The following is a 12,997-nucleotide window of genomic DNA, read 5'->3' on the forward strand; positions in this document are numbered from 1 at the left end:
CGATAAAACAAGTCTTACGGTGAACATATTAGACAATACTTGCCCTATTTTCCGTTAGAGGAAGTCTATACTTTGCCATGCTAAAATGCGTTTTTGAGAACACTTTACTGAACACCCTACCTGTAGGGGTGCGACAAGACGAAAAGGATTGATATTTACCTTGTCCCGCCCCTACAGGGCGGAAAGGGAGAAGCGGGTTTTCATAAACCCAGGGTTCTAACCCTGGGCTGGTTTGTTAAAGCCTTACAGGCTTACATTAACATCGTAAAGGCGGTTCGCGAACCGCCCCTACCAACGCACAACATTCATATCTGATAATAAATGAAGCATTTACAACTGATAAATTCTGAACTAAGTGAATTCCGCGAACAGGTAAATAAGTCTTCTATCTGCTATTTGCACCAAACGGGAGTTAATATGCTGGGAATATACCATATACAAGATGGCGGGTGTTCCTTGTAAACTGTTGTGCACAATAGTTGTATCGGCGTGGTGAACTTGTCACTGTGTGTTCTCTCGTAGGTTACTGGCGATTATCTCAAAAGCGACTACCAACTAACTCATTAGTAGTTGGTTGGTGTTACTAGCCTGTGCAGGGTAACCAACTACGGTGTACAGGGTAACCGGATAAGGTGTACACCCTAACCGACTAGGGTGTACAGGGTAGCTTTACCAGGTAAGGGCTTAAGATACAATAGGTAAGTGGGTATGTAATAGTTCCTCCTTTATCTATTTATAAGAAATGAAAGAACTAATTTAAAAAGTCACATTGCCGGATGAAAGGCAACGATAACTGATGCCGGCATTGCCGGAACGAAATGAGATTCACTTTTAACCTCCGTCAAGCGAAGCCTGCGCTGTATAAATCGCCCTCCAATAAAGTTTTCAAACTTCACCTTTCAGATTTTATGGCACATAATTACTTGAAAAATAACGGATCAGCCTGAAGGGTGGCTTATACAAGAAGTAGATTCCGATAAGTAGGCATCCGTTTGCCAACCAATAGTTATCCGTTCGTCAACCCCTAGTTATCTATTTGCCGGCGGGAAGTTATTCGTCCCAAAAGTATAGGTGTTCCGAATTGTCAAGACAGCTTTTTGGATGACAAAGTTTATATGTTTGAAGACAAAAGTCTTATATTTTGCCGGCAGCTATTTAACCTTGAATTCTCGTATACATTTTTTGCAGTTTCATCCCTTCAGCCGGATGCATTGAAAAATACTCTATCCAGGGCATCTGAAAGCTGAAAGCAATAACATGCAATTCATAAGGAGAGCGAATCAGATAACAAACAGGCTTACATTGACACCGTAAGAGCGGTTCGCGAACCGCCCCTACCAACGACGCTACATTCAATTTTGATAAAATGTAAACTAAACCTTCTCCCTTTCCGGGCGATTTCCTATATTTGTAATTCCAATTAAATATAATACCTGTATGAATAAAACTATCCTGCTTGTTGTGTTTTGCTTTTTCTTGTTCGTTTCGGGGTATTCACAGGGAATACGCTTTGATTCTTATCCTTCTCATCCTCGGTTGCTGGTAAAGAAAGGAGAGGAGCAAAAGATTAAATCCGATCTGGCCCTTAATCCGGAGATGCTCCGGTTGCATAACTATCTTCTCAAGCAATGCGACGAACTGATCACGACGCCTGTGCTGGCATATAAAAAGGAAGGGAAACGTTTGCTGGCCGTATCGCGTGAAGCCTTGCGGCGTATCTTCTATCTTTCATATGCTTACCGGATGACAGGAGAGGATAAGTATCGTTTGCGGGCAGAGCAGGAGATGATTGCCGTGTGTTCGTTTACCGATTGGAACCCGTCCCATTTTCTGGATACGGGCGAAATGACTATGGCTGTTGCAATCGGTTATGACTGGTTGTTCGATCGGTTATCTCCGGATACCCGGAGGCTGGTGCAGGAGGCTGTTCTGAATAAAGGATTTGCCCCGTCGAGGGATAAAAAATATAACTGGTTTCTGAGAGCGACCAATAACTGGAACCAGGTCTGTAATGCCGGGCTGGTTTACGGTGCGCTGGCTGTGTTGGAAGATCATCCGGAAGAGGCCCGTGAAATCATTGAACGCGCTTTATCTACAGTCGGTCTGACTTTGAAAGGCTATGCTCCCGATGGTGCTTATCCCGAAGGATATAATTATTGGGGATACGGGACTACCTTCCAGGTTCTTTTGAATGCAGCGTTGGAATCCGCCCTGGGGACTGATGGCGGACTTTCTTCGGCAGAAGGTTTTCTGGCTTCTGCCCGTTTTATGCAGTTTATGACCGGAACGACCGGTAAATGCTTTAACTTCAGCGATTCCCGCGAGAGTGTCTTTGCTTTGCCGGCTATGTACTGGTTTGCCGACAAGCTGCAAGATCCTACACTGCTTTGGAATGAAAAGGATATGCTGAGTCGGGCGGAGTTGTCCTTTTCAGATGAGGAGAGCCGTTTCCTTCCGTTGATTCCGATTTATGGTTCACAATATAAAATGAAAGAACTGGTACCTCCTGCCATGAAATTGTGGGCGGCAAACGGACAGACGCCTGTCGTGCTGGTTCGTACGGGATGGGAAAATGGAGAAGGTTTCTATCTGGGAATAAAAGGCGGAACGGCTTCGACCAGCCATGCCCATATGGATGCCGGATCGTTCGTTTTCGACGCTTTGGGTGTTCGCTGGGTGCAGGACCTGGGGATGCAGGAATATTATTCGCTGGAAAAGGAAAATGTAGATTTATGGAATATGTCGCAGAACGGGCAGCGCTGGAATGTGTTCCGTTATAATAACCTGGCGCATAATACACTGACTGTAAACGGAAAATACCATGATGTAAAAGGTTTTGTACCTGTGACAAGTATCTATTCGGAAGCGTATAAACTCGGAGCCTCTCTGAATATGACGGGTTTGTTCGGCGGAGAATTGGAAAATGCCGTCCGTGAAGTTGCTCTGATCAATGAAAAATATCTGTCGGTGATTGATCGTGTAAAGGCTGGCAGTCAACCGGTAACTGTCAGATGGACGATTGTGACCGGGGCCATTCCCCGTGTATTGGACAGTCATATGGTGGAACTGACAAAAGACGGCAAATGTATGCAACTGATCGTCGATAGTCCATCCGTAACTTCTGTGTCCGTCCTTGATAATGTATCGAAGAATAGTTATGATGCTTCCAATGAGGGAACCTGCCGTATCATTTTCGATGTAAATCTGGAAAGCGGGCAGGAGAGCGATATTAAAGTCCGGCTGGTTCCTGCTGCTGACTGATAATCACCAGAACAGTGCCGTCACCGTTGCGCCAATCGTAAAATAGTGCATTTTGTGCTTGCTTAAATGGCTCTCGCCGTAGACTGGTTGGCTGTCCCTGAGGCTGGTTAAGATTTCGTAAGGTGCTTTCAGGAACGTATAATCGTAATCTACGAACATACGGATACCCAGGTTGCGGTTGACAATTCCGGTCGCTGAAATGCCTGTACGTAAAACGTAGTTACTGCTGCTGTTGCCTTTCATGAAAGCAATATTATTTATGGTTCCGTAAGGTGCTTGCTTTTCCTGCAAATCCATTTCCACTTCATTTTTCACCAGATGGGAATATCCGGCCTGGAACTTTGTTCCTAAAAGCAGCTTGCTTGCCACTGGTAACGAAAAATAAGGCCCTGCCGTAAAAGTAAAAACACCGGTCGGATCGGCATGGACGCGGGTGATGTCATATCTGGTCGAAGGGGTTGTTCCTGTATATAGCGACATGTCGAATGCCATCGGACTTGCCAGCGCTGTTATTTCGCCGCCGATACCGAAATAAGGATTGAAGAAGTAACCGCCTTTTACGCTGACATTGGTTGCTCCCGGCGAGCTCAGGCGTATATTTTTTCTGATCTCTATACTTCCGTTGATGATGCTGTATCCAAAAGAGAATTCGAGGAATGACGGGCGTCCTCCTTTGGGGGCAGACTCTTTGAGCTTGTCAGGGAGATTCAAGCCTTTGTCCTTGAAGATAAGGTCTGCCAGAAAATATCCCAACTCTGTGGATAAAATACCGATACCGGCCCGGTCAGTAAGTCGCTCAGCCAGTGGCGGTTGTTCAATTGCCGGCTGAAAGCAGTGGCTGTGGCCACTGTATATCCCCCGATACTATATAACGGGCTGCGTGTCAGACCATATTCCCGATGCATGATAGTGGCGGCCATGAAAGCGGTTGCCGTGTGTCCCGAAGGGAATGAGTTGTTCTTTGAGCCGTCGGGACGTTCCCGTTTGATCGTATATTTCATGCTGTTGACGGTAGCGGCCATGATCGTTGCCGAAAAAGCGTTCGATACGATCATCCGGGGCCATGAACTGCGGTTTTCCACACCGCCGAGCTTCATCCCGTAAACGGCAAGTAGCGGAGTATATTGCAGGAAATCATCGTATCTGTAATGGAAGTTGGGGGTATGCGTATTGCGTAATGTCCGGAATTTATCACCCTGTCCATATGTTATGGCAGAAATGGCAAAAAGAGGAACAGGGATACGCAGCATCTGGTATACCTTATTCTCTGATATTTTGTTGTAAGTGGTTTCAAATTGGCGTTCTTTATTTATGAATCTCGTACTATCTTTCCACTGAGCACAAACAGACGGTATAAAAATCATCATAAATAAGAAGCTCAGCATTTTACGTTGTAACATACGATCCCCTGATTATGCCGCGAAGATATAAAAATGCCGGTTAGTACTGATTACATTTCTGTTAATTTATTTATTGAATAGGATTTACCGTTTATCCCTCCTGAAATGTATAGGTTTGATTGACGAAATATTTCTTTAATCGTTTGCGTGATACGTGTATTTAGCATACCTTTGCCTGATAATTGAGTATACTGATATGAATTTCTAAAAACAATTAAATAACTTAAATTATTATCTTATGTGGTTACTTAATTCTTCTATCGGGAAGAAGCTGATAATGAGTGTATCAGGCCTTTTTCTTGTTTTGTTCTTATTGTTCCACTTGTCAATGAATGTGGCGGCTGCTTTTTCGGGAGAAGCCTATAACATGATTTGTTCATTGTTGGGAGCAAATTGGTATGCCGTGGCAGCAACATTGGTGCTGGCTGCAGGCGTTGTGATTCACTTTGTGTATGCTGTCCTCCTTACACTGCAAAACCGTAAGGCTCGCGGTAACGACCGTTATGCAATTAACGCTCGTCCGAAAGGTGTGGAATGGGCATCTCAGAACATGCTGGTACTGGGTATTATCATTATCCTGTTCATGGTGTTGCACTTCAGCCAGTTCTGGTATAAGATGATGTTCGCCGAACTCCTTGGCAATCACATGGTAACACTTTGCGACGGAACAACAACCGTATCTCCTCAGGACGGTGCAGCGTTTATCAACTACTATTTTCAGGGTAATATCCTGAATACAGTGCTGTATCTGGTATGGTACGTAGCTTTGTGGTTCCACCTGACTCACGGGTTCTGGAGCGCTATTCAGACTATCGGTTGGAGTAACACGATCTGGATGAACCGTTGGATCTGCATTTCCAAGATTGTAGCAACCGTTATTTGCGTAGTGTTTGCTATCATTACTATCGTTTTCTACCTGAATGGTGTAGGTGGTGACTATGTAGCTGTTTGTGCAGGACATTAATTTAAGGTGTAACAATATTGAAAATAAATCATTATGACTCAAATAGATTCTAAAATCCCTCAGGGCCCGTTGGCTGAGAAGTGGAAAAATTATAAAGATCATCAGAAACTGGTGAACCCCGCAAACAAACGTCGTCTGGACGTGATTGTAGTTGGTACTGGTCTGGCCGGTGCTTCTGCTGCTGCCTCTTTGGCAGAAATGGGATTCAACGTATTGAACTTCTGTATCCAGGATTCTCCCCGTCGCGCACACTCAATCGCTGCACAGGGTGGTATCAATGCTGCAAAGAATTATCAGAATGATGGTGACTCTGTTTACCGTCTGTTCTACGATACAATCAAAGGTGGTGACTATCGTGCCCGTGAAGCTAACGTTTATCGTCTGGCTGAAGTTTCCAACTCTATTATCGACCAGTGCGTAGCACAGGGTGTTCCTTTCGCTCGCGAATACGGTGGTCTGCTGGATAACCGTTCGTTCGGTGGTGCTCAGGTATCCCGTACGTTCTATGCCCGCGGTCAGACCGGACAGCAGTTGTTGCTGGGTGCTTACTCTGCTTTGAGCCGTATGATCGGTTTGAACAAAGTAAAGATGTATACCCGTCACGAAATGCTGGACGTTGTTAAGGTGGATGGCCGTGCCCGCGGTATCATTGCACGTAACCTGATCACTGGTAAGATCGAACGTTTCTCTGCTCATGCTGTAGTTGTTGCAACAGGTGGTTATGTAAATACTTTCTTCCTGTCAACTAACGCAATGGCCTCCAACGGTTCTGCTGCATGGCAGTGCTACAAGAAAGGTGCTTACTTCGCTAACCCTTGTATGGTGCAGATCCACCCGACTTGTGTACCGGTGAAAGGTGACTATCAGTCTAAGCTGACTTTGATGTCTGAATCATTGCGTAACGACGGTCGTATTTGGGTTCCGAAGAAACTGGAAGATGCAAAAGCATTACAGGCTGGAACTAAGAAAGGGAAAGACATTCCTGAAGCAGACCGCGACTACTATCTGGAACGCCGTTATCCGGCATTCGGTAACCTGGTTCCGCGTGACGTGGCTTCACGTGCCGCTAAAGAACGTTGCGACGCCGGTTTCGGTGTGAACAACACAGGTCTGGCCGTGTTCCTCGACTTCTCCGACGCTATCAACCGTCTGGGTAAAGATGTTGTAAAAGCTAAATATGGTAACTTGTTCGACATGTACGAAGAAATTACCAACGACGATCCATACGAAACTCCGATGATGATTTATCCTGCATTGCACTACTCGATGGGTGGTCTGTGGGTTGACTATGAATTGATGACTTCTATTCCGGGTCTGTTCGCTATCGGTGAAGCTAACTTCTCTGATCACGGAGCTAACCGTCTGGGTGCTTCTGCGTTGATGCAGGGATTGGCCGATGGCTACTTTGTATTGCCTTATACAATCCAGAACTATCTGTCAGACCAGATCCAGGTTCCGCGTTTCAGTACCGACCTGCCTGAGTTTGCAGAAGCTGAAAAGGGTATCAAAGACCGCATCAAGAAATTGATGAGTATCAAGGGTAAAGAGTCGGTAGATTCTATCCATAAGAAACTGGGTCATATCATGTGGGAACATGTAGGTATGGCACGTGATGCAAAAGGTTTGCAGGAAGCTATCCAGATGTTGAAAGAGCTGAAGAAAGAGTTCTGGAGTAATGTATATATTCCGGGTGAAGCCGATAACCTGAACGTAGAGTTGGATAAGGCATTGCGTTTGGCTGACTTTATTGAGATTGGTACATTGATGGCACACGATGCATTGGACCGTGCCGAATCTTGTGGAGGACACTTCCGTACAGAGCACCAGACCGAGGAAGGCGAAGCCCTGCGTCATGACGATAAGTTCATGTACGTATCTTGTTGGGAATACCAGGGTGAAGACAAAGACCCGGTTATGCTGAAGGAAGATTTGAACTATCAGTTCGTTGTTCCTCAAACACGTAACTACAAGAAGTAATAATCATCAATCACAAAAATTAGAATCATGGATAAAGATATAAAAGTAACACTTAAAGTTTGGCGTCAGAAAAGTCCGAAAGATAAAGGACAATTTGAGACTTACCAAATAGACAAAATCAATCAGAGTGTTTCTTTCCTGGAAATGTTAGACATTTTGAATGAACGTTTGGTCAGTGAAGGTAAAGAGCCGATCGTATTCGATCACGACTGTCGTGAAGGTATCTGCGGTATGTGTTCTTTGTATGTAAACGGACATCCGCACGGACCTGCAACCGGCGCAACTACTTGCCAGCTTTATATGCGTCGCTTCAATGATGGCGAAACTATTACAATCGAACCGTGGCGTTCAGCCGGTTTCCCGGTAATCCGCGACTTGATGGTAGACCGTTATGCTTATGATAAAATTATCCAGGCAGGTGGTTTCGTATCGGTAAACACAGGTGGTGTACCCGATGCTAATGCAATTGCTATTCCCCGTGCCGATGCAGAAATGGCTATGGATGCTGCTGCATGTATCGGTTGTGGTGCTTGTGCTGCTGCTTGTAAGAACGGTTCGGCTATGCTGTTCGTTTCTGCAAAGGTCAGCCAGTTGGCATTGCTGCCTCAGGGTAAGATCGAAGCAACTCGTCGTGCGAAAGCAATGGTTGCCAAGATGGACGAACTGGGCTTCGGTAACTGTACCAATACTCGCGCTTGCGAAATGGAATGTCCGAAGAACATTTCTGTCAGCAACATCGCCCGTTTGAACCGCGAGTTCATCTGTGCTAAATTGCAAGACTAATATACATTATATATATGTATGTCCGGAGAGGCGTTGCTTATGGCGGCGCCTCTTCTTTTTTGCCCCTATTTTAACAATTCTGAAGTCATAGATAAATATCTTGAATGTTGTTAGTGTTTCTTATATGCTATACAACACTAATTAGCATTTTAACTATTGACAAGTTGGAGAATACCTGTATCTTTGTACTGTGGTTTTTTCATAATAGTATTAGATTTAAGGTTAACAAAGTTGGTTAGGGCTTGTCGTGAGACAGGCTTTAATTGTTTATAGGGGTTTGCGTCCGGCATATCCCTTTTTTTAGCTCTCCCTGTATTCTTGCGGAGTCATTCCTACATGTTGCCGGAAATATTTGTTGAAGAACGAAAGGTTGTCGAAGCCCAGGGCGAATGCAATCTTCTTGACCGGCATATCGGTCGATTTAAGCTGCGCTTTGGCATCCATAATGATGATATTGCTCAGGATATCCAATGCAGTCCGTCCGCTGACCTTTTTTATCACATAACAGAAATGCTGCAAGGTGATGTTAAGCCTTTTGGCGTAATAAGACACGCTATGTTCTTTCGTGTAGTTTTCCATCGCCAGCTGTACGAACTCCCGGCATATTTCCATATTACGCGTCATGGGAGCATTGCTATATGGCGTATGATTCCTGTATAATTCAATAACTCCTTGCATGAAGATAGTAAAGATAGCCTTGATAATCTCCTTGTTCTCGATGGTTTTAGGCATGGAATAAGCATTGATCAGCAAATCGAAAGCCTGTTGGTAGAGTAAGGATATATGCTCCGGCAGAGGCATGATCGGACTGTCGAATATGACAGGCAGATAGTTCGTAATCGTCTTTATATAATTGATATGGCTGACGAATACGGAAGAAAAGCCTGCAAAACATAGTTTTACATCATCGGAAACCTCATGTATCTGAATGAAGCAACCCGGGGGCAAGGTGACAAAGTCGTTTTTCCGGATGGTAAACTCAGTTAAGTTTACAGTCGCATGGACTGTCCCTTGTACGCAAAGCACGAATATACCCGCCTTGATCTTGCACGGGAAACGTCCGTACTGGTTCAGTATTTCACCTGTAATACTGTTTCCTACAATAAAATCTACCGGGAGGTCGAATTTAGGAATATTGTCTTCCATACTTTTATATACACTTAATTGAATATACAAAGATAGTTTTTTTGAGACAAGTTAGTCGATAATCTTAAATATAGAACATCGAATCCCACAAATGGAGATTGTTTTGTGCTATATAATAGTTGAAATTTGCGAATGTTTTCAAGTCTTGCTGATAGATTTGTTGGGATGGTATATATTTGTCTATCTGCTGAATAAGATATGGGAGCTAATACTAATAGAGAAATCTAATCGATAATAACAATGAGTACGAAAAGAACAAAGAGCTCTTTCAGGACAATGAGCACAAACAGAAAATTAGAATCTGTTTTCCTGTTTGTCACAGGACGGTGTAATGCCAAATGTAAAATGTGTTTCTATGCAGAAGACATGGATAAAAAGGAGAAAGACCTGACTTTTGAAGAAATCAAGACAATCTCCGAAACAGCCGGGCAGTTCAACCGTTTGTGGGTATCCGGCGGTGAACCGACACTGCGTGAGGAGTTACCTGAAATTATAGAGATGTTCTACAAGAATAACGAGATAAAGGATGTGAATATCCCTACCAACGGATTGAAGCCTGACCGGATCGTCGCCTGGGTAAAACAGATCCGCCAGAATTGTCCGGAGCTGAATATCAACCTGAGCCTTTCTTTGGATGGTTTCGGTGATACGCATGATGTACAGCGTGGCGTTCCCGGCAATTTCTACAAAGCAATGGGGACACTGAAGCTGATCGAAAAAAACTTTGCTGACGACGGCAGGGTTTTGAAAAACCTGGCAACCGTAATCACCAAATATAATGAGAATGAGGTCGAGGATCTGATGATATGGATGCTGGGACGTTTCCATCTTTCCAATCATATTATCGAAGCTGCACGCGGCATGACCCGCGACGACGGTGTGAAGGTTCTTACCGAGCCTACTCTACGCGCCTTGCAGGATAAGGTTGTTCCTATTTATAATGTATATGGGGAGCGTATGGCGGAGGAAACCGGTGGTTTCAGAAAACCTATCGCCCGTTTCTTCTACCTGGGTTTCATACGTACATTATATAATGTGCGTGCGACCAATATTGATCATCCGACCCCCTGGGGTATGGATTGTACGGCCGGCGAAACAACACTGGTAATAGACTATGACGGTCGTTTTCGTGCCTGCGAACTTCGTGAACCGCTCGGCAATGTTAAGGATTATGACTGTAATATCGCAAAGATTATGGAGAGCGATGCCATGAAGCAGGAGATTGCCGCTATCGGTCATGGCGATACCGCTAACTGCTGGTGTACGCATGGGTGTTGGATCACTTCATCGCTTGTTTTCAATCCCCGCAAGATGATCACGCAGGTCTATAAAGGATACCGGGAGATGAAGAAGCTGAACCGTCCTCTGAATATCAGTGAAGATCTTTTGCAGAGCATCGAACGCAAATATGCCTTGGACGAACAGAAACTGGTGGAGCTGGGAGTTCGTAATTAAAATAGTTCCGATAACGGATCATTTATAAAGATAAAGCCGGTTGACGGGAAATATACCTCTGTTAACCGGCTTTATTGTGTTTTAGGGGATAATTGTCAAATTATCCGGTAGAATTGCCATTTCCCATAGGGGAAAAATGTCGGATCTTTGCATCATAAGTTAAACTGATAAACAAAGAAAGACATGACTACTAAATTAAAAGATTTATTCGACACATTTCTGAACATTGCAGCTTCTTCACAGAAACTGGGTATTAACCTGATCCGCGTAGCTATCCTGATTATATTCGTATGGATCGGCGGACTGAAGTTTTGGAACTATGAGGCGGAAGGGATCGTCCCCTTTGTGGCAAACAGTCCGTTTATGAGCTTTTTCTATGCAAAGAGTGCACCGGAATACAAAGAATATAAGTTGAAAGAAGGTGAATTTAATGAAGCTAAGCATCAGTGGCATGTAGAAAACAATACCTATATTTTTTCACATGGACTAGGCATTATGATCATGGCGATCGGTATCCTGACTTTCCTGGGTATATTCTCACCGAAAATCGGACTGGTAGGTGCCGGACTGGCTATAATTATGACTATAGGGACCCTCTCTTTTCTTGTCACTACCCCTGAAGTATGGGTGCCGGATTTGGGTAGCGGCGAACATGGCTTTCCTCTATTGACAGGAGCAGGCCGGCTAGTAATAAAAGATACGGCAATCATAGCCGGAGCGATCGTGGTATTGTCCGACTGTGCACAACGTATATTGAAGAAGAAATAGGAACAAAAAGTGTTTATTTTAACACTTTGGAAGTAAAAAACAAACATATTGAACCTTGTTAGCTTTTCTTATAGTGTATGAAACACCATTTAGCATTAAACCTCTTGACAGGTTAGGATTAAGCAGTATATTTGCATCGTGGTTTTTTCATAATAGTATTAGATTTAAGGTTAACAAAGTTTGATTAGGGCTTGTCGTGAGACAGGCTTTAATTGTTTATAGAGGTTTGCATTCGATGATGCAGACCTTTTCTTTTTAATCACTCTCCAACAGAATGTTTGACCGATTTATTTGCCATTTGCATATCCTAACTTCTATAGGTTAGTTTGTAATTTGGACAGGTTAAAAGACACGTGTTAAGGAAACTTTTATGAGGATCCGCTTCATACTGCAGGCCTTCTAATCTTAGTAAGTCAAAATAACAAAATGTCATTTAGACAATAGAAGGTAGCTCATATTATAAATATTGGGCTATTACATGATTATTACTAACATAACGGATCAAATAGATTTGCTCGTCTTGTTCCTGATCTATATAGATCGTGAAAAAGACATACCATTGAGTCGCTTTATTCTTTTTGAAAGATGAATAATACATTTCTTTTCCATACCGGGAAAAATATGCAGGAGCTTGTTTTTTTGATCGTTGCGGCAGAGTTGTTTTTATATCTTCAAATAGGCTTTCTACATATTCAATTGCGTTTTCTTCAAAACCAAAATATTCTTTTTCATGCAGTATATGAATCAGTTCTTTAAAGTATTCTCGGATTTCAGGTAATGCAACAACTTTTACCTTCATTGTTTTGCAGTTCTATACATTTCCCTAATATCTTCTTTTACGCCACTTAGCAGATCATCCATCGAGATGGCCCGCGCTAGATCTTCATCAGGCGTTAGATGTTTTTGCATTGATAAAACGAATGTTTCGGTTTTACCTCTTTGGATTATAACCTCTTCAGATTTGGCAATATCCAGATATTTTTTCATATTGTTGCGTAACTCCGCCGAACTTATAACTAACATAGTTTTATATATTTGATGTATATTCCAATGTACATCAAAAGTAATACTCTTTTATCTAATAAGCAAATAAGAATATGATTATCTTTAGTTACATACTGAAAAGAAGAGGGGAACTATCGCGGTTCCCCTTTCTGTTCCCTGCTATGATGCAATTATAATCTGAGTAAAGTTATGTATTTCGATTGTTGTATATAAAAAGAATATTTATATTTGTGAATGT

Annotated in this window: 11 protein-coding genes; 6 read left to right on the forward strand and 5 right to left on the reverse strand. The window is 43.2% G+C overall.

Annotated elements, in window-relative coordinates; all coding sequences use genetic code 11:
* Positions 1-1,437: 1,437 nt before the first annotated feature.
* Positions 1,438-3,261, forward strand: coding sequence for a heparinase II/III domain-containing protein (locus NBH14_RS12435; RefSeq protein ID WP_186959490.1), 1,824 nt, complete (start codon positions 1,438-1,440; stop codon positions 3,259-3,261).
* 3 nt (positions 3,262-3,264) lie between these two features.
* Here the strand turns inward: NBH14_RS12435 and NBH14_RS12440 are convergent, their stop codons facing one another.
* Positions 3,265-4,014 (reverse strand): hypothetical protein, encoded by a 750-nt coding sequence (locus NBH14_RS12440; protein WP_250817478.1) that lies wholly within the window; start codon positions 4,012-4,014, stop codon positions 3,265-3,267.
* The gene (locus NBH14_RS12445; RefSeq protein WP_250817480.1) at positions 3,969-4,661 is read right to left on the reverse strand and encodes a phosphatase PAP2 family protein; all 693 of its coding nucleotides are present in this window, start codon (positions 4,659-4,661) and stop codon (positions 3,969-3,971) included. Before NBH14_RS12445 ends, NBH14_RS12440 begins: the two co-directional genes overlap by 46 nt.
* Positions 4,662-4,899: 238 nt before the next feature.
* Between NBH14_RS12445 and NBH14_RS12450 the strand changes: the two genes are divergently transcribed.
* The 3 genes from NBH14_RS12450 to NBH14_RS12460 are packed head-to-tail and all read left to right on the forward strand — an operon-like array spanning position 4,900 to position 8,385.
* On the forward strand, positions 4,900-5,625 hold the full coding sequence (locus NBH14_RS12450; RefSeq protein ID WP_009860315.1) for a succinate dehydrogenase/fumarate reductase cytochrome b subunit: 726 nt from the start codon (positions 4,900-4,902) through the stop codon (positions 5,623-5,625).
* 33 nt (positions 5,626-5,658) lie between these two features.
* Positions 5,659-7,602 (forward strand): fumarate reductase/succinate dehydrogenase flavoprotein subunit, encoded by a 1,944-nt coding sequence (locus NBH14_RS12455; RefSeq protein WP_186959492.1) that lies wholly within the window; start codon positions 5,659-5,661, stop codon positions 7,600-7,602.
* Between the two features lie 27 nt (positions 7,603-7,629).
* Positions 7,630-8,385: a succinate dehydrogenase/fumarate reductase iron-sulfur subunit gene (locus tag NBH14_RS12460; RefSeq protein ID WP_186959493.1), complete on the forward strand. Its 756-nt coding sequence runs from the start codon at positions 7,630-7,632 to the stop codon at positions 8,383-8,385.
* Positions 8,386-8,685: 300 nt separating this feature from the next.
* On the opposite strand, the gene NBH14_RS12465 is transcribed toward NBH14_RS12460, so the two are convergent.
* Positions 8,686-9,531: a helix-turn-helix domain-containing protein gene (locus NBH14_RS12465; RefSeq protein ID WP_186959494.1), complete on the reverse strand. Its 846-nt coding sequence runs from the start codon at positions 9,529-9,531 to the stop codon at positions 8,686-8,688.
* A gap of 240 nt (positions 9,532-9,771) precedes the next feature.
* Here NBH14_RS12465 and NBH14_RS12470 point away from each other — a divergent pair, with 240 nt between their 5' ends.
* Together NBH14_RS12470 and NBH14_RS12475 are read left to right on the forward strand one after the other, a co-directional pair.
* Complete coding sequence (locus NBH14_RS12470; protein ID WP_186959495.1) at positions 9,772-10,986, forward strand: radical SAM protein; 1,215 nt, start codon at positions 9,772-9,774, stop codon at positions 10,984-10,986.
* A gap of 183 nt (positions 10,987-11,169) precedes the next feature.
* Complete coding sequence (locus NBH14_RS12475) at positions 11,170-11,754, forward strand: DUF417 family protein (RefSeq protein WP_186959496.1); 585 nt, start codon at positions 11,170-11,172, stop codon at positions 11,752-11,754.
* Positions 11,755-12,211: 457 nt separating this feature from the next.
* On the opposite strand, the gene NBH14_RS12480 is transcribed toward NBH14_RS12475, so the two are convergent.
* Together NBH14_RS12480 and NBH14_RS12485 are read right to left on the reverse strand one after the other, a co-directional pair.
* Positions 12,212-12,553 (reverse strand): hypothetical protein, encoded by a 342-nt coding sequence (locus NBH14_RS12480; protein ID WP_186959497.1) that lies wholly within the window; start codon positions 12,551-12,553, stop codon positions 12,212-12,214.
* A complete protein-coding gene (locus tag NBH14_RS12485) occupies positions 12,550-12,741 on the reverse strand; it encodes a hypothetical protein (protein WP_250817482.1) in 192 nt (63 codons plus the stop codon). The genes NBH14_RS12480 and NBH14_RS12485 overlap by 4 nt, the downstream gene beginning before the upstream one ends.
* Positions 12,742-12,997: the final 256 nt, after the last annotated feature.

This window comes from Parabacteroides caecihominis, from assembly GCF_023656785.1.
GTDB classification, from domain to species: Bacteria; Bacteroidota; Bacteroidia; order Bacteroidales; family Tannerellaceae; genus Parabacteroides; species Parabacteroides segnis.